Source organism: Enterococcus sp. DIV2402, assembly GCF_017426705.2.
Lineage (GTDB): Bacteria > Bacillota > Bacilli > Lactobacillales > Enterococcaceae > Enterococcus_F > Enterococcus_F lowellii.
In genome coordinates this window covers 36443-54651 of the sequence record NZ_CP147251.1, presented here as the reverse complement: position 1 = coordinate 54651, position 18209 = coordinate 36443, and the positions used below count along the sequence as shown (strand labels likewise).

Sequence of the window (18209 nt, the reverse complement as noted above, 5' to 3'; positions counted from 1 at the left end):
CACAAATTTTTATGTGTTTGTGGTTTATTCAATCACTAAAATGCCTTCTTTTAAGGCGAATGGATTTTTAGCATTAATGTGGTCATAGAACATTACGCCATTTAGATGGTCGATTTCATGTTGAACAACGATGGCTGTATAATTTTTTAAACGAACTTTTTGTTGTTCACCATCTTCATTAAAATAAGTTAATGTTACTCGTGCGGGACGAGGAACATACCCAGGTACTTCACGATCCACAGACAAGCAACCTTCGCCATCTGCTAGACAAGCTTCTTGCACAGAATGACTCATAATTTTTGGGTTATATAATACCGCTTGAAAATCAGGTTCTTCACGTTCAGGGTCAGAACTAGGCACTAAAACGGCTGCCATTCTTTTAGAAACGTCGACTTGTGGCGCAGCTAATCCAACGCCTCCACGTAAATCTAGTTCTTCAGCTTTCACTGGGTCTTGGCTATTTTCTAAAAATTCCATCATATCTTTTCCTAATTGACGATCTTCTTCACTCAAAGGAAAAGAGACTTCTTCAGCAACTTTTCGTAAAGTAGGATGTCCTTCACGAATAATATCATCCATTGTAATCATTGATGATGTCTCCTCTCAAGTTATAAATTCATATGTAAGTTTTTTGGTCCGCCCTTTAGTTTAACATAAAATCAAGAAGGGCGTGTAGCAAATGTTTACAAATCACAAAATTGATTTTTAAGTAACGTTATTTGTAAAAAGAGAGATTTATGGTATTGTTGGGGCAAGAAATATCGAAAAAGGGGAGATGTAGTATGAAACATGTGGAGGATAAATTATTAGTCCAAATTGCCCAAATGTATTATCAAGAAGATAAAAATCAAAGTCAAATTTCAAAGGAATTAAATATTCATCGTAGTACGATTAGTCGTTTGCTTAAAAAGTCGCGAGAAGAAGGAATTGTGACGATTACTATTAATTATGATTTAGCAGGAACTTATTCGTTAGAAAAAGAATTGGAAGAGACGTTTGGTTTAAAAAAAGCAATTGTCGTACCTACGGCTATTGATGTTCAATCGGAGCAAAAATTACAGTTGTTAGGAGCAGCGGCAAATAAATATCTTCAAACAATTTTAGAAGAGGAGATGACAATTGGCTTTTCATGGGGACAAGCAATGTCGATGGTTGCTGCAGAACTGCAAGAAACTGAGAAAAACAATTTAATGTGTATTCCACTAATCGGTGGGCCTTCTGGACGCTTAATTGGAGAATACCATGTTAATACGATTACTTTTGAAGCTTCTAAAAAATTAAAAAGTAAGGCTGTATTAATTGATTCCCCAGCCTTTCCTGAAACAAAGGAATTAAAAGAAGCTTTAATGGCAAATCAATTTAATCAAGACTTAGTTCAATTATGGAAAAAGCTATCGATTGCTATTTTTGGAATTGGTAGTCCGCAAATGAAAGACAGCACACGTTGGAAACTGTTTTATGATGATAATATTTTAGAAGGATTGGAAGATCAAGTGGTGGGCGATGTGATATCACATTTTTACAATGCTCAGGGGCAACATATTTCTAGTAAATTAGATGAGCGCCTAATCGGTATTACTCTGGAAGAATTAAAAAAAGTTAATTATCGAATTGCTGTAGCAGAATCACTAGAGAAAGTTTCTGCCATTCGTGGTGCTTTACGTGGGAAATATATGAATGTACTGGTGACAACACAAGAGACAGCAGAAGCTATTTTAAAAGAAAAATGAAAAAAGAGGCAAAAGTCCTCTTTTTTTTTGAATCGTTTGACAAATGTGATTATTAAATCAATAATGTTAAAAAGTGTTGACAATTATTTTGGTAACGTTTACTATCTAGTTATAACAAATGTTAAAAATATTTCACAAATGTTAGGAGAGGTAGCATGAGTTGGTTAAATATTGAAGGGAAAACAGTAATTGTCACAGGAGGTTCATCAGGGATTGGTGATGCGATTGTTAAGGAACTTTGTCTATTACAAGTAAATGTGGTGAATGCAGATTTAAGCGAAGGGGCTTTTAAGCATGAAAATTTAGTATTTGTACAAACTGACGTCACTTCACGAGAATCTGTTGAAGCTGCGGTAGCAACAGCACTCAATCATTTCGGAAAAATTGACGGAGTGGTCAATAATGCAGGAATTAATATTCCAGCATTATTAGTTGATGAAAAACAAGTTGAAAATGGCAAATTTGAAATTAACGATAAGCTATTTGACAAAATTATTAATGTAAATCAAAAAGGACTGTACTTAATGAGCCAAGCTGTTGGACGCAAATTAGTCGCGCAAGGTCATGGTGTAATTATTAATATGTCTTCTGAAAGTGGGTTAGAGGGATCGGAAGGACAAAGCGCCTATGCTGCCACAAAAGCTGCGGTAAATAGTTATACTCGTTCATGGGCCAAAGAGTTAGGCAAAAAAGGAATTCGTGTTATTGGTATCGCACCAGGAATTATGGAAGAAACTGGTTTGCGAACGTTAGCTTATGAAGAAGCTCTTGCTTATACTCGTGGAAAAACTGTTGAAGAGTTACGTGCAGGCTATAGTCAAACAAGTACGATTCCTTTAGGACGTAGCGGTAAGTTAGCAGAAGTTGCTGATTTAGTTGCGTATTTCTTATCTGAACGTTCAAGTTATATTTCAGGAGTTACAGTGAATGTTGCAGGTGGTAAAACGAGAGGATAGGTGAAAAAAATGTCAAGTGTCGTTTTGGTTGCACATGGAAAATTAGCAAATGAAATGAAAAATTCAGCAGAAATGATTTTTGGAGAATTAGCTGATTTTCAAACAGTAGAATTTTTAAAAGAAGATGGGTTTGATTCATTAAAAGAAAAATTACAAACGGTTTTAAATCAAACGGACGAGTCCGTCATTATTTTAGCAGATTTATTTGGAGGAACACCATTTAACGCGAGCTGTGGACTAGCGATGGAATATCCCGAAAAACAAATTGAAGTTATCTCGGGCATGTCCTTGCCTTTGGTATTAGAAACAGCCACCGTTTACGCAGACCGAAATGCTCGGGCAGTAGCAGATTATTTACAAGAAATTGCGTGTGATACTGTACGGACATTTGTAATTGAAGAAGAGGACGAGGAGGAACTATAATGCATATTCGATTAGCAAGAATTGATGACCGTTTAATTCATGGTCAAGTAGCCACTGTTTGGGCAAAAGAAGCAGGTGCGCAACGAATTATTGTCGTAAGTAAAGAAGTTTCTGAGGATCAAATTCGTAAAACCTTAGTGAAGCAAGCAGCTCCTCCAGGAATTAAAGCAAATATTATTGATGTAGATAAAGCAGTTCGTGTGTACAACAATCCTAAATATGCGAATGAAACCGTCTTTTATTTATTTACGAATCCAACTGAAGTAGTTGAAATAATTCAAAAGGGTGTACCTATTCAATCAATCAATATCGGTGGCATGCAATACAAAACAGGGAAGAAACAAGTGACTAAAGCAGTATCTGTTGATGAAAAAGATGTTATAGCATTTAGAAAATTAGCCGAGTTGGGTGTGGAATTAGATTTGCGTGTTGTCGCAACGGATACTAAAGGCGACTTTGAAGCAAAACTAAAAGAAGCAAGCTTTTAAAAGGAGGAACACCAATGGAATTATCGATGATTCAGATCATTTTAATCTTTTTATTTTCAAGTATTGCTGGAATGGGTAGTGTATTAGATGAATTTCAAACCCATCGACCTATTATTGCATGTACAGTGATGGGCTTGATTTTAGGCGATTTGACAACGGGAGTTATTCTCGGGGGAACACTCGAATTAATTGCTTTAGGCTGGATGAATATTGGCGCTGCACAATCACCTGATTCGGCTTTGGCTAGCACGATTTCTACAATTTTGGTAATTGTTGGAAGCCAAAGTATTCAAAATGGGATTGCAGTAGCCTTACCAGTTGCAGCAGCTGGACAAGTATTAACCGTATTTGTTCGCACACTAACAGTTGCCTTTCAACATGCGGCAGATAAAGAAGCAGAGAAAGCTAACTTCAAACGTATTATTTTGCTTCACTTTAGCGCATTGTTAATGCAGGCAATGCGTGTGGCGATTCCGACGACGATTGTTGCAGCATTTGTAAGTGCGGAAATGGTTGAAAGCATGTTAGCAGCGATACCTGATGTGGTGACAGGTGGGTTAGCTGTCGCCGGTGGTTTCATTGTCGTTGTCGGTTATGCGATGGTCTTGAATATGATGAGTATCAAATATTTGATGCCCTTCTTCTTCCTAGGGTTTGTTTTAGGTGGTTACTTAGATTTTAGTTTATTATCATTCGGGATTATCGGTTTAATTATGGCGATGTTATATGTCCAATTAAATCCCAATTTCAATAAACAAGCAGCGGTTGTCAATCAACCAGCTATGAATGTCTACGATGATTTAGATGATGAACTAGAAGACTAAAGGAGAGAAAATCATGGAAAATACGAACCAAGTAACAATTCAGTCTAAAATTACAAAGCAAGACTTAATTCGTACGTTTGTTTATTCAAATTTTCAACAAGCATCGTTTAACTATGAACGAATTCATGCTTTAGCTTTTTGTGTGGATATGATTCCGACAATTCAGCGTGTGTATGAAACAAAAGAAGAACAGGCTGAAGCGTTAAAACGTCATTTGACTTTTTTTAATGTGACACCAGGTATGTGTGGTCCAGTTATTGGTGTGACCATGGCAATGGAAGAAGCGAGAGCAGGCGGAGCAGATATTGAAGAAGGAACGATTAATAGTCTGAAAGTTGGTTTAATGGGGCCGCTTGCAGGTGTAGGGGATCCTTTAATTTGGGGAACATTACGTCCAATTACTGCGGCTTTAGGAGCATCGATTGCATTAACCGGCAACGTTATGGGACCATTATTATTTTTTATTGCTTTTAATGCCGTTCGTTTAGCATTGAAATGGTTTGGATTAACTTATGGACTGAAAAAAGGATTGGATATCGTTTCTGATTTATCTGGAAATTTATTACAAAAATTAACAGAAGGTGCCACGATTTTAGGGCTATTTATCATGGGAGTTTTAGTAACTAAGTGGACCACTATTAACGTACCTTTAGTGGTCTCAAGAACAACGGGACCAGATGGGCAAGAAGTGGTAACTACTGTTCAAAATATTCTAGATGATTTAGTACCAGGCTTGCTAGCATTAGGTTTGACACTATTAATGATGCGCCTATTGAAGAAAAAAGTGAGTCCAATTGTTTTAATATTTGCTTTGTTTGCTGTCGGAATTGCTGGTTACGCATTTGGCATTTTAGGCTAAACAACGCAACATAAAGGAGATTTTAGAATGAAAACAAAAGCAGTTCGCTTATACGGTAAAAATGATTTACGATTAGAAGAATTTGAATTACCTCCTATTCAAGAAGATGAGATTTTAGCTTCGGTAGTGACCGATAGCATTTGTATGTCTACTTGGAAACTAGCCAATCAAGGAGCGGACCATAAAAAAGCGCCAGATGATGTTGCTACAAACCCAATTATTATTGGTCATGAATTCTGTGGGGAGATTATAGAGGTGGGGGCTAAATGGGCGGATCACTATCAAGTAGGTGAGCGCTATGTCGTTCAGGCAAATTTACAATTGCCTGATCGTCCAGATTGTCCGGGTTATTCCTATCCATATACAGGTGGAGATGCCACCTACATTGTTATTTCCAAGGATGTAATGGAGCAAGATTGCTTAATCCCTTATAAGGGTGTCACCTATTTTGAAGGATCACTCGTTGAACCATTATCCTGTGTGATTGGTGCGTTTGAAGCAAATTATCATTTAATAGAAGGCTCGTATGAACACAAAATGGGAATTAAACCTGAAGGCAATTTATTGATTATGGGTGGTACTGGTCCAATGGGGCTGTTGGCTATTGATTATGCGTTGCACGGACCTATTAAACCTAAGCACATTGTCATTACAGATCGTCATCAAGATAAATTAGATCGAGCTGCTAAACTATATCCTAGTCAAGACGGTATTACAGTGACCTATATCAACGTGCGAGAAATAGAGAATCAGGTAGCAATTCTAAAAGAAGCAATCAATAACCAAGGCTATGATGATGTATTTGTCATGGTACCTGCTGCAGATGCAATTACAGACGGTTCAAAACTAATGAATCCCGATGGTTGTCTAAATTTCTTTGCGGGACCTCAAAATAAAGATTTCTTTGCCGAAGTGAATTTTTATGATGTTCATTATTCTTTCATGCATTATGTTGGAACCTCTGGGGGAAATACAGAAGATATGCGAAAAGCAGTCCAATTGATTGAAGAACAGAAAATTCGTGCAGCTAATATTGTGACTCATGTGTTAGGTCTTGATTCAGTAGCAGAAACAACTTTGAATCAACCTACAATTGGCGGTGGGAAAAAATTAGTCTATACTCATAAGGCAATGGCACTTACGAACCTAAGTGAGTTGCCAGAAACACATGAACTAAAAAAGATTTTAGACAAAACAGAGGGAATTTGGAGTAAAGAAGCAGAAGAGTACATCTTAACGACCCAACCAGAAATTTAAGAAAAACAGTCATTACTCTGTGGTAATGGCTGTTTTTTCTACATATTCAAATTATTATTGTGCAAAAAAATTGAGAATACGCGTGGTGATAAATAAAAGAGTCTGTTCCCTAAATTGTTGGGGACAGTTTCTGTTTGTTTTTCTTATACAGTAAAAATATAGAAGCTTATATCCTGAACCTCCCACGACTAAAGTCACGGGTGTGCGCGCTCAGTTCAATCAATATCAAAGCTAAACACAAAAAAGAAAGCATTGATAATTCAATGTTTTCTTTTTTATCAATTAATACATTAAATTTTTTTAGATGTTAACAGCTATAATAAGTCTCATAATGGTTAAGTAAACGAATTGTGTCATTTATCGAAAAAAAACGTGTCATTTAAAAAGAAAAATGACAATTAAGTTACTCAAAGAGCTTTAAAAGAGGGTCAAAAACTTAAAAAAGTTTCTGACCCTCTTTTTTTAGAGATCCATTCCATATGATTGATATCTTTGTGTACATAATATTTTAGCAACGTCATTGTTGCTAATACATTGTTATAAGTCAATGTTGGATCATATTGATTTTGGATAGTTGACAAGGAAAGTAATTTCACAATCATAAAAAATTTTAGAAAACAGGCTATGAATTCATTGATTAATCCCATATCCTGTTTATAAAATTTAATCTTTTTGTATACTAATACCAATGTCTAAAATGTCACTTAATTCATTTAAACTTAAGACCCTTTGTGTAATAAAAATAGATCCATTTATTTTTACTATAGGTAAACATTTTAAATCTTCTCGTTGCAATGTATTAAGCACCTCAGAATCTTTTAGAAACGGTATAACACTTCTACTCCAATTATAAATTTTGGTTTCTAATGTTTCATGTTCTTTTTTTTTGTAAAATTCTTTGAGGTTATCATTATTATGAATAGCCTTAAAACCTTCAAGTTCATCAGAATTACAATCCACAGGTAAAAAATATTCTATTTTCATGAACCTAAAGTCAACCCTCCAGCCGTACAGCTAACTGTGCCATAACCAAAACCTTTTAACACCTGAGCAGTTAATTTTACTGTATGATACTTTCTTGGACCTGTATACGTATAATACATTCCACCACCATATATATGTACGTTAGATGCATTCACAGCACTATTGTATGTTTGAGCATTTCCCAAACGAAGTTGCATATTAAAACTTATTAACATAGAATTAGTACTTCCTAAAATGTATTCCGTTCTTCCCATAGTACTAGTTACGGTCTGGGTAGCTCCAGTTAAAGTCAATGCATTTACTCCATAAGGTTGTACTTCCCCTGTATTTGATGAATCAGGGGTTTGATATACTTTTTCCGAAAAGAATATATCATTTTCTGTAAATCCTTTAGATAAAAAATAATCTTGTTCATTTTTTGTAAGGCTATCAAAATCAACAATATTAGTGCTATCATTTGTGACTTCATCTGTTGAATCTGCTAAAACTTTATCCCCAAAAATCAGACTTATTCCTACCACCAAGAATACAGCACCCAAAAATTTTACCAATTTACTCATTTTTTCTTTCATATAGCTTCTCCTCGTAGCTTCTCCTCGTATAATATTTTTTTGATACAAAGCTAATATATCATAGAACTCTTTACTATAATCAAAAATGTCCTAACCGTAGCAAATTAATGCCTGAACGTTCAAAATATTAAGAATTTCCGGATATTTTACAAAAAAGTGAATTGATGAGCTTTTTTCTTGATCAATTATATTACAACGATTATCTAGTAGCAAACGTGCATGATTCCGTCAATGAAATAGAAAATGTGAGTCTTTTAAAATGAACTTGATGAAAATCAGAAATCATAAACACCAAGTCTAGCCGAGAACTATTTGAGTAAACACAGCCTCATCTGTCTTAACCTCATCAGCAAATAAACCAACAGAAACTACTCCAACAGTTGTCAACAAAATCCCCAAAAACACTTTTTTCATAAGATAACACTTCCTATCAAGTGTTTATAAAAATTTATGACCAATTTTTACAAAGTGAGTATTAGTTCTCTTTGTTTAAAATGTGGGTATTAATATATTCCTGTCTTTTAAGTTATTATACACGTGTAAACAAAAGTACTAAAGTGTATTTAAAAGATTAGGAGAGAAAAAATATGACAAAAAAAGAAACGGTTACTTTCAAAGGACGTCACTTTAATATTGTAGGAGATTTATTTTTCCCAGAAAACTTTGATTCTTCTAACAAATATCCAGCTATTGTAGTTACTCATCCAACTAGTAGTGTGGGCGAACAAACATCTGGTTTATATGCAGAAAAATTAGCAGAAAAAGGTTTTGTAACAATTACTTTTGATGCAAGTTATCAAGGACGTAATGAAGGTGAGCCTCGTAATACAGAGGATCCAGCAGTACGTACAGAAGATATTAGTCGCGCGATTGATTATTTAGTGACATTAGATTATGTAGATGAAAATCGTATTGGTGCGGCAGGTATCTGTGCAGGTGGTGGATACACGATTCATGCAGCGAAAACAGAACGTCGTATTAAAGCAGTTGCTGGGATTGCACCGGCAAATGTTGGAGCAACATTCCGTGGCGCATTTGGATCAGAAGCTAACTTACTTGGCATGTTAGAACAAATTGCTCAACAACGTACAGCTGAAGCTCGTGGCGTAGAAGTACAGGAAGTAAACTGGATTCCAAATTCACCAGAAGAATTAAAAGCAGCAGGTATGACAGATATTGATTTTGTAGAAGCGGTAGATTATTATCGTACAGATCGAGGGTACTGCCCATTCTCATCAAACCTAGTACCATTTACGAACTATGCAGCAATTTTAGGTTTTGATGCAAATATCTTGTTGGAGATAAAGTTGGTGGATTTGCTTCATATCGTAATGGATTTGAAGTTTATACACGTGCAGCATCAACAGAAAAAGATATTAGGGTATTGCCAGATATCAGTCATTACGATTTATATGATCAACCAAAAGCAGTAGAACCTGCTGTTGAAAAATTAGATGAGTTCTTTACAAAATATTTAGGTAAATAGTTTTCAATTTTTCACAAAGAATAGCGCGTTCATCCAACATTCGGATGAACGCGTTATTTTTTTATACGCTTTCTTTCTTTTGCAGAAAACGCTGCATCAAAAAGAATATACCAACAAGGATTCCTTCGCAGGCAAGCACCCACAAGAAAGTGGAATAATTAATACGAAGTGTTTCTAGATTACACCAACGTAAAAACCGGTCAATCGGTAAGACGATGACAAAATAAATGAGCAATGCTTGCCACAACTTAAATTTGTTTTCAAAAAATCTGTTGGTAGTGATGAGCAAACCAATGAATAGTGCCAGATTATAACTATCCATAGTTATTGCCGATTCTTGGAAGAAAAAATTAATAACTATCAATATAAGTGATATATATAAACAAATTTTGCAGATATGATAACCTAAATCAACCCATTGTTTTTTCATAATTTTCGTCACCTCGTCTTTTTTTATCAGAGTAGCACAAATTCCTATCTAACATAGATTTTTATCCTAAACGTCGCTATTTTGTGCGTGAACGTTGATTGTTCATACTTTTTTCAAAACTTTTTTCTTGCAAGTTTACAATTTGAGTGTATAATGACACAGTGTCATATGACATCGTGTCATAAATAATAATGAGGAGGGGAAGAAGATGCCAACTGAGACATTTTTTAATTTACCCAAAGAAAAGCAACGACGTATTTTAGATGCAGCGAAAAAAGAATTTTCCAGAACATCTTTGAAAGAAGCGTCTATTGCTAATGTTATCAAGGATGCTGAAATTCCTAGAGGCAGTTTTTATCAATATTTTAAAGATAAAGAAGATTTGTATTACTACTATTTTCAAACAGTTCAACAGGACAGCCATCGTTACTTAGTTTCATCAATTCAACAAGCGAACGGTGATTTATTTCAAGGTTTCGAAGAGTATTTTAAACGTATTGTGCCCGAAATTTTTATTGGCGACCATGCCTTGTTTTACAAAAATGTCTTTACGAATATGGATTATCATGGTTTCCGTCGCGTTGCTCCGCATCTAGAAAAGAATGCTGAATCCTGCCATGATAAAAAAATGGAACGCAAAAAGCATCAGAAAGTGTTGATAGATGCGATTGACTGCTCAAACTTAAAGGTGAGCGACAATCATGAATTACATTTACTATTACAATTATTAATGCATACCGTTTTTACAACAATTGCAGATGGCTATCGTCGCATATTAATCGACGGTTCCTATGACATTGAGCAAATCAATCAGAATTTTGAAAGCAAAATAAGCTGGTTGAAAAATGGCGCACGAAAGGAGAAGACTGAATGATTAAAATTTGGAAACGAATTTCTTGGATATCCGCATTAATGGCAGTCATTTTTATGGTTGTTCAAGTTATTGCTGATTTGTATTTACCAACCCTTACTTCGAATATTATTGATAAAGGTGTTGCAGTCGGTGATATTGATTATATCTGGCAAACGGGGATGTTCATGGTGGGCTTTTCATTAATTAGTATTATTGCAGCTGTAGGTAATACTTTTTTTGCTACCAGAGAATCACAAAAATTAGGGAAAGAATTGCGTACGGATATTTACAACAAAGTAGAAAATGCGTCTACACGTACCTTTGATAAATATGGAACAGCGTCATTAATTACACGTACAACCAATGACGTTAACCAAATTCAAATGGTTACGCAAATGTTCTTACGTATGATGATTAATGCACCTATTACTTTAATTGGGGCGAGTTTTTTAGCGTATTCTAAAGATCCACAATTAACAAAAATTTTCTTAGTGGTCATTCCAATTATTATCGTCGCAATTGGCGGAATTATGTATTTTGCGGTACCGTTATTTAAGAGTATGCAAAAGAAAACAGACCGTTTAAATTTGGTGTTTCGTGAAGGGTTGACAGGTGTTCGAGTCATCCGTGCTTTTAACAAAACTGCGTATGAAGAAAAACGATTTGATGATGCGAATAAAGATTACACACAAACAGCGATTAAAGTAAACACAATTGTGGCTTTAATGATGCCTTTGATGACGTTGATTATGAGTGGTACCAATGTTGCGATTACTTGGTTTGGTGGTCATTATATTGCAGATATGACTTTAGAAGTTGGAAATTTGATTGCCTTTATGACCTATGCAATGCAGATTTTAATTAGCTTTATGATGTTATCTATGATTTTTGTCATGGTTCCTCGTGCACAAGCTTCAGCAGAACGTATCAATGAAATTTTAGAAGAACCAGATGAAATTGTCGACATTCAAAATCCTGCGACAATTTCACGCCAAGGTAGTCAAGCAACCTTAGCTTTTGATCATGTAAGCTATCGTTTTCCGGGTGCTGAAAAATTAGCCTTAAAAGATGTCAATTTTTCAGTTGATTCAGGACAAACAGTTGCCATTATTGGTGGAACGGGTTCTGGGAAAACCACCTTAGTTAATTTATTACCACGTTTGTATGATGTCGAATCTGGTGTCATTCGCTTAAATAATCAAGATATTTCAAAAGTAACTCAACATGATTTACGTGAAGTAATTGGTTTTGTTCCTCAAAAGGCTGTGTTGTTTTCAGGAACCATTCGTGAAAATATGTGTTACGGACGACCAGAGGCTACCGATGAAGAAATTTGGCGTGCCTTAGAAATTGCACAAGCCAAAGATTTTGTTGAAGGTTTAGCAGATGGCTTAGAAAGTCGTGTGGAACAAGGTGGTGGCAATTTTTCTGGCGGTCAACGTCAACGCTTAGCGATTGCTCGTGCCTTGATTAAAGAATCAGATATCTATGTTTTTGATGATTCATTCTCTGCTCTAGACTTTAAAACTGACGCTAATTTACGCGGTGCTCTAAAAAAATCGATGACTGAAGGAATTATGGTTATCGTGGCACAACGTGTAAGTACCGTGATGGATGCAGATATTATTTTGGTTTTAGATGAAGGAAAAGTTGTTGGGCAAGGAACCCATGAGGAATTACTTGCTGATAATGCAACGTACCAAGAAATCGTACATTCACAACTAAGAGAGGAGGATTTAGCATGAGTAAAGAAAAAACACAATCAACACATGGTGGACCTGGAAGTGGTGGTCCAGGGCATGGCATGGGAATGAAACCGCAAAAAGCGAATAATTTTTGGGGCACAACGAAACGTCTTTTCCGATACATGTCAAAACGTTCTTATGCGATTATCCTTGTCTTTGTTTTAGCGATTGCTGCTGTTGTTTTCCAAATTCAAACACCGAAAGTTCTTGGTCAAGCAACTACGGAAATCTTTAACGGTGTGATGGCAGGTATGAAGCAAATCAAGCTGGGAGAACAAATTAGCAGTTTTCCAATTGATTTTGATAAAATTGGAGAAATCATTCTAATTGTTATCGGGATGTATATTATTTCCGCTATCTTCAATTTCTTCCAACAATTCATTATGACGCGTGTGTCACAACGCACGGTTTATGAAATGCGTCGTGATTTAGATGAGAAGATGAGTCGTTTACCTATTTCGTATTACGATACACATAGTAACGGGGACATTATGTCACGTGCGATTAATGATATGGATAATATTGCCGGAACTCTTCAACAAAACTTGACGCAATTTGTTACCAGCATTGTAACCTTTATTGGGGTTTTGTGGATGATGTTAACCATTAGCTGGCAATTGACGTTAGTTGCTTTAGCGACAGTCCCTTTAAGTTTAATTGTTGTGATGTTAGTGGCACCAAAATCACAAAAACATTTTGCTACGCAACAAAAGAGTTTAGGTCTTTTAAATGACCAAGTTGAAGAAACTTATGGTGGTCATACTGTAGTGAAAACGTTTAATCATGAAAAAGCCGATCAAGAAGTTTTTGAAGTTGAAAACGAAAAATTATACGAGGCTGGTTGGAAAGCACAATTTATTTCTGCCATGATTATGCCATTGATGAACTTTGTTAAAAATTTAGGTTACGTCTTTGTTGCTGTACTTGGTGGGATTAAAGTTGCGAATGGAAATATGAATTTAGGGGATGTGCAAGCTTTCTTGCAATATACCAATCAATTCTCACAACCAATCACTCAAATTGCCAGCTTGATTAATACCATCCAATCAACAGTTGCTTCAGCAGAACGTGTCTTTGAAATCTTAGACGAAGAAGAAATGATTAATGAACCATCGTTACTTCCTATTGAAGAGAATGATTACAAAGTTCGCTTTGAAAATGTTCAGTTTGGTTATAATGAAGACAAGTTATTGATGACCGATTTTAATTTAGACGTTAAAGCAGGTGAAATGGTTGCGATTGTTGGACCAACTGGCGCAGGAAAAACAACGTTAATTAATTTGTTGGAACGATTCTATGATGTGTCTGGCGGTAGTATCCGTTATGAAGGAAAAGATACACGCGATTACACTCGTGATGAATTACGAAATCACTTCTCAATGGTCTTGCAAGACACATGGTTATTTACAGGAACCATTTATGACAACATCCTTTATGGAAATGAACATGCGACGAAAGAACAAGTTATCGCAGCCGCTAAAGCCGCACATGTGGATGAATTTGTTCGGAAGTTACCAGATGGTTATGAGACGGTTTTAAATGAAGAAGCTAGTAATATTTCACAAGGGCAACGTCAATTAATTACGATTGCTCGTGCTTTCCTTGCCAATCCAGATGTGTTAATTTTAGATGAAGCAACATCTAGTGTTGACACTCGTACTGAAATTTTGATTCAACAAGCGATGAATCGTTTGTTAGAAAATCGGACAAGTTTCGTTGTTGCCCATCGTTTATCTACGATTCGTGATGCAGATAATATTATTGTTATGAATCAAGGTTCAATTATTGAAACCGGAAATCATGATAGCTTAATGGCGAAAAATGGTTTCTATGCTGATTTATATAACAGTCAATTTTCAGAAGAAGTTGCTTAATGAAAAACGATGCTTACGAGAAGAAGTAGGCATCGTTTTTTTATTTCTTGATAGACAAATAGTTTAACACCTGAATTTTTTTCTCTAGGCGCTTCGTGGTATAATGAACCTAGCAAATTTTGGAGGAAAACACATGACATTAACAATTAAAAATTTAACAGGGGGTTATAGTCAATTACCTGTTTTAAAAGATATTAATTTTAAAATCAATGATGGTGAACTTGTCGGATTGATTGGTTTAAATGGTGCGGGCAAAAGTACAACCATTAAAGAAATCATCGGCTTGTTACAACCACAAAAGGGCAGTATTGAAATTGATGGTTTAACACTAAAAGAAAACCCTGAAGAATATCGCAAAAAAATCGGGTATATTCCTGAAAGTCCAGCATTGTATGAAGAACTAACGCTACGTGAACATTTAGAAGTCACGGCAATGGCTTATGATATTCCTCAAGACATTGCTTTACAACGTGCGGAACAGCTATTAAAAACCTTTCGTTTAGAGAATCGTCTGGAGTGGTTTCCAGCTAATTTTTCTAAAGGAATGAAACAAAAAGTCATGATTTTATGCGCTTTTTTAATTGAACCGAGCTTATATATCATTGATGAACCTTTCTTAGGTTTGGATCCATTAGCGATTCATGCATTACTCGAATTAATGAAAGAGATGAAAGAATCAGGCGCTTCGATTTTGATGTCGACTCATGTATTAGCAACGGCTGAAAAATATTGTGATCGTTTTATTATGTTGCACAATGGGGAGATTCGTGCGCAAGGTTCGATGGCAGAATTACAACAACAATTCGGTTTAGCAAACGCATCTTTAGATGAAATCTATCTTGCGCTGACAGAGGAGGCGTAGGAAATGAAAGAATTTTTTCGACAACGACTAAATCTGCACCAGAAAAACATGCAGCGCTATTTGAAATATGTATTTAATGACCATTTTGCATTGACGATGACCTTTCTAGTAGGTGGGTTGGGATTGTATTATTCCAATATCTTAAAGACATTGCCAAAAGGGTTTATTTGGGGGACACCGATTGTTTTAGTCATTTGGTTAGTTGCACTTCAAATTGGGCAATTTGCTAGTTTAGCGAAACCAGCCGATGCTGTTTTTTTATTACCCAAGGAAAAACAAATGCGTGATTACTTAACCCAAGCATTTAAATATAGTTGCTATTTACCATTCGGAGTATTGCTTTTAATTGGCGGTGCGACAATGCCGTTAGTAGTTTTATCGACAGGGAAGAATTTTTCTTCGTTTGCTTTTTTTCTCGTCATCTTATGGTGTTTGAAATTTAGTCAATTACAAATCCAGCGAATGGCTTTATTTCAAGATATGGAGAAAGCTGTCAAAAATGCTTTTGTTTTATGGTGGATTATTAGTTTAGCAACACTAAGCGTGGGTTTGTTCATCTATCCTTTAATTGGGGTTTTGGTAGCTTTTTTACAAGCTTATTTATTCCACAATTTATGTTGGCAAAAAATGCAAGCACCTCTTGATTGGGATAAGATGATTACAACAGAACAGCATCGTTTGTACCGTTTATATCGTTTTATTAATTTATTTACAGATGTTCCTGAAATTACTGCTCAAATTAAACGCCGAAAATATTTGGATGGAATCTTATCAAAAATTACATTTAATCAAAAAAACACTTATCTGTATTTGTATGCACGTCGCTTTATTCGCGGTACAGAATTTAGTGGATTATATTTGCGTCTGCTAGGATTAGGCAGTATTTTATTAGTCTTTATTACCGAAAGATGGTTTGCTTTGGGAGTGGGTGTATTATTCATCTATTTGATTGGTTTTCAATTATTACCGCTATATCATCAATTTCAATATATGACGAGTGCCCAGCTCTATCCTGTAGCCGAACAACAAAAATTAAGTGCGCTTCAGACATTGTTACGAATGGCATTATTGGTTGTCGCGTTGATTTTTTCTGTGATTAGTAGTTTGGTTGTTGCAAGTTGGATGGACCGTGGAATCATTGTCCTTAGCTTTTTTGTAATCGCCGTGCTTTTTGTTGAACTTTACGTCCCGTATCGTTTAAAAAAGAACCAATAACTAAAAATACGCTAAAGATTATCTAAAAATCAGATGGGAAAGAAAAAAGCTAAATAGATGTGCTTGACGACCTGTAGTTAGGACGATAGAATAAGTATTACTGTGAAAAAAAGAAGGAGGCACGCAGGATGGCTATTCGTTTTGATAATGATTGGGATCTGCATCCAATTAAAGGCGATACTGGCAAAGCATATGTCGGTTTAAAAGCAGAAGACAAAGTATTCATCAAACGTAATACCACTCCGATGCTTGCTGCTTTGTCAAAAGAAGGCATTACACCCAAACTAGTTTGGACGAAACGAACAGGGAATGGCGATACGTTAACCGCACAAGAATGGTTAGAAGGACGCATTTTAGACCCTGAAGAAATTGGACAACGTAACGATGTGATAGACGTGTTATACCATTTGCATCATTCAGATTCTTTAAAAGAGATGCTTGAGAAAATGGGCGGCATTGTGAGGTCACCACAAAAGATGTTGCAAGACTATGAAACAGAATTAGCGACGGATTTGGTTGAGAACCAATTTTTGTCTTTAGTTCATAGTTATTTAGAAAAAAATATTCCACCATTTAAACCATCTGAAAAAGCTGTCGTGCATGGTGATGTCAATTATCGTAATTGGTTAGTTTGTAAAAATTACCTTTATTTAGTTGATTGGGATTCTGTGATGTTTGCTGATCCAGCAGTTGACATCGGAACAATTCTAGGACACTATCTACCAATTTCTAGTTGGAATCATTGGCTGATGAGCTATGGCATCCATGGAAATAGTGAAAATATGGAAAAAATTTACTGGTATGCGTTATTGAGTATGTTGCAAGAAGTAAAAAAATACCATAAACGAAATGCGCTCAAAGAAATGAATCAAGAAATTTTACAGCTAAAACGAATTTATACAGGATAAAGTCTGGTAGTGACAGAAAGGAACAACTATGAGAGTAAGAAAACGTACAGGAGCAGAGGATTTAATCGCTTCGCATCCGCAATTTGTTGTGGACCAACCACAAGAATGGAAAGGGCGCTGGGCAGAACGCTTTGGTAATGACCAACCGATTCATATTGAAATTGGAATGGGCAAAGGACAATTTATTGCAAATATGGCTAAGGCACATCCAGAAATTAATTATATTGGAATTGATATGCAAGTGAGTGTCGTCTCTTTTGCTTTAGATAAATTGATTGATGAAGCAATTCCGAACTTGCAATTATTACACGTTGATGGCTCAGCCTTGACGGAATATTTTGCCGATAGTGAAGTTGATCAAATCTATTTGAATTTTTCTGATCCGTGGCCAAAAAGTCGTCATGAAAAACGTCGCTTAACATATAAAACCTTTTTAGCCGTCGATGAACAAATCTTACGTCCAGAAGGAGAAATTCATTTTAAAACGGACAATCAAGGATTGTTTGAATATTCCTTAGCAAGCTTCTCACAATATGGCTTAATCATTCAAAAAGTATGGTTAGATTTACATACGAGCAATTTTGAAGGCAATATTATGACGGAATACGAGGAGAAATTTTCTTCGCGTGGTCAACGTATTTATCGCGTTGAGGCAAAATTCCCTGATAAAACAAAAAAATAATCACAAAAAGTTAGAAACGAACAACTCAGTTTCTAACTTTTTTTGTGCTACAATAAACGAG

General features: G+C 35.7%; 19 protein-coding genes. 15 read left to right on the top strand and 4 right to left on the bottom strand.

Annotation, left to right across the window (positions count from 1 at the left end; translation table 11 throughout):
• Window positions 1-24: 24 nt before the first annotated feature.
• A complete protein-coding gene (gene def / locus DOK78_RS00275; RefSeq protein ID WP_207871661.1) occupies window positions 25-588 on the bottom strand; it encodes a peptide deformylase in 564 nt (187 codons plus the stop codon).
• A gap of 194 nt (window positions 589-782) precedes the next feature.
• Between def and DOK78_RS00270 the strand changes: the two genes are divergently transcribed.
• The 7 genes from DOK78_RS00270 to DOK78_RS00240 all read left to right on the top strand — a co-directional run bounded on the left by DOK78_RS00270 (window position 783) and on the right by DOK78_RS00240 (window position 6537).
• Window positions 783-1730, top strand: a complete 948-nt coding sequence (locus DOK78_RS00270) for a sugar-binding transcriptional regulator (RefSeq protein WP_207871660.1) — start codon at window positions 783-785, stop codon at window positions 1728-1730.
• Between the two features lie 155 nt (window positions 1731-1885).
• A complete protein-coding gene (locus tag DOK78_RS00265) occupies window positions 1886-2686 on the top strand; it encodes an SDR family oxidoreductase (protein WP_207871659.1) in 801 nt (266 codons plus the stop codon).
• Window positions 2687-2695: 9 nt separating this feature from the next.
• Window positions 2696-3109: a PTS sugar transporter subunit IIA gene (locus tag DOK78_RS00260; protein WP_207871658.1), complete on the top strand. Its 414-nt coding sequence runs from the start codon at window positions 2696-2698 to the stop codon at window positions 3107-3109.
• The gene (locus DOK78_RS00255; RefSeq protein ID WP_207871657.1) at window positions 3109-3597 is read left to right on the top strand and encodes a mannose/fructose/sorbose PTS transporter subunit IIB; all 489 of its coding nucleotides are present in this window, start codon (window positions 3109-3111) and stop codon (window positions 3595-3597) included. The genes DOK78_RS00260 and DOK78_RS00255 overlap by 1 nt, the downstream gene beginning before the upstream one ends.
• A gap of 14 nt (window positions 3598-3611) precedes the next feature.
• Window positions 3612-4421, top strand: a complete 810-nt coding sequence (locus DOK78_RS00250; RefSeq protein WP_207871656.1) for a PTS mannose/fructose/sorbose transporter subunit IIC — start codon at window positions 3612-3614, stop codon at window positions 4419-4421.
• A 13-nt stretch (window positions 4422-4434) separates the two neighbouring features.
• Complete coding sequence (locus DOK78_RS00245) at window positions 4435-5280, top strand: mannose/fructose/sorbose PTS transporter subunit IID (RefSeq protein WP_207871655.1); 846 nt, start codon at window positions 4435-4437, stop codon at window positions 5278-5280.
• Between the two features lie 27 nt (window positions 5281-5307).
• Window positions 5308-6537 carry a zinc-binding dehydrogenase gene (locus DOK78_RS00240; RefSeq protein WP_207871654.1) on the top strand — a complete coding sequence of 410 codons (1230 nt, stop codon included), beginning with the start codon at window positions 5308-5310 and terminating at the stop codon, window positions 6535-6537.
• Window positions 6538-7200: 663 nt separating this feature from the next.
• Here DOK78_RS00240 and DOK78_RS00235 read toward each other — a convergent pair.
• Together DOK78_RS00235 and DOK78_RS00230 are read right to left on the bottom strand one after the other, a co-directional pair.
• Window positions 7201-7521 carry an arsenic metallochaperone ArsD family protein gene (locus tag DOK78_RS00235; RefSeq protein ID WP_207871653.1) on the bottom strand — a complete coding sequence of 107 codons (321 nt, stop codon included), beginning with the start codon at window positions 7519-7521 and terminating at the stop codon, window positions 7201-7203.
• Window positions 7518-8093 carry a hypothetical protein gene (locus DOK78_RS00230; protein WP_207871652.1) on the bottom strand — a complete coding sequence of 192 codons (576 nt, stop codon included), beginning with the start codon at window positions 8091-8093 and terminating at the stop codon, window positions 7518-7520. The genes DOK78_RS00235 and DOK78_RS00230 overlap by 4 nt, the downstream gene beginning before the upstream one ends.
• 587 nt (window positions 8094-8680) lie before the next feature.
• Here DOK78_RS00230 and DOK78_RS00225 point away from each other — a divergent pair.
• A complete protein-coding gene (locus DOK78_RS00225) occupies window positions 8681-9526 on the top strand; it encodes an alpha/beta hydrolase (protein WP_243430367.1) in 846 nt (281 codons plus the stop codon).
• A gap of 114 nt (window positions 9527-9640) precedes the next feature.
• On the opposite strand, the gene DOK78_RS00220 is transcribed toward DOK78_RS00225, so the two are convergent.
• Window positions 9641-10009 (bottom strand): hypothetical protein, encoded by a 369-nt coding sequence (locus tag DOK78_RS00220; RefSeq protein WP_207871651.1) that lies wholly within the window; start codon window positions 10007-10009, stop codon window positions 9641-9643.
• 208 nt (window positions 10010-10217) lie between these two features.
• Between DOK78_RS00220 and DOK78_RS00215 the strand changes: the two genes are divergently transcribed.
• From DOK78_RS00215 to trmB, 7 genes are all read left to right on the top strand, one after another.
• A complete protein-coding gene (locus DOK78_RS00215) occupies window positions 10218-10883 on the top strand; it encodes a TetR/AcrR family transcriptional regulator (protein WP_207871650.1) in 666 nt (221 codons plus the stop codon).
• Window positions 10880-12607, top strand: a complete 1728-nt coding sequence (locus DOK78_RS00210) for an ABC transporter ATP-binding protein (protein ID WP_207871649.1) — start codon at window positions 10880-10882, stop codon at window positions 12605-12607. Before DOK78_RS00215 ends, DOK78_RS00210 begins: the two co-directional genes overlap by 4 nt.
• A complete protein-coding gene (locus DOK78_RS00205; protein ID WP_207871648.1) occupies window positions 12604-14481 on the top strand; it encodes an ABC transporter ATP-binding protein in 1878 nt (625 codons plus the stop codon). The genes DOK78_RS00210 and DOK78_RS00205 overlap by 4 nt, the downstream gene beginning before the upstream one ends.
• A gap of 133 nt (window positions 14482-14614) precedes the next feature.
• A complete protein-coding gene (locus tag DOK78_RS00200) occupies window positions 14615-15343 on the top strand; it encodes an ABC transporter ATP-binding protein (RefSeq protein ID WP_207871647.1) in 729 nt (242 codons plus the stop codon).
• 3 nt (window positions 15344-15346) lie between these two features.
• Window positions 15347-16558, top strand: coding sequence for an ABC transporter permease (locus tag DOK78_RS00195; RefSeq protein ID WP_207871646.1), 1212 nt, complete (start codon window positions 15347-15349; stop codon window positions 16556-16558).
• Window positions 16559-16686: 128 nt separating this feature from the next.
• Entirely contained in the window at window positions 16687-17466 is a 780-nt protein-coding gene (locus tag DOK78_RS00190) for a phosphotransferase family protein (RefSeq protein WP_207871645.1), read from the top strand.
• Between the two features lie 28 nt (window positions 17467-17494).
• On the top strand, window positions 17495-18148 hold the full coding sequence (gene trmB, locus DOK78_RS00185) for a tRNA (guanosine(46)-N7)-methyltransferase TrmB (RefSeq protein ID WP_207871644.1): 654 nt from the start codon (window positions 17495-17497) through the stop codon (window positions 18146-18148).
• Window positions 18149-18209: the final 61 nt, after the last annotated feature.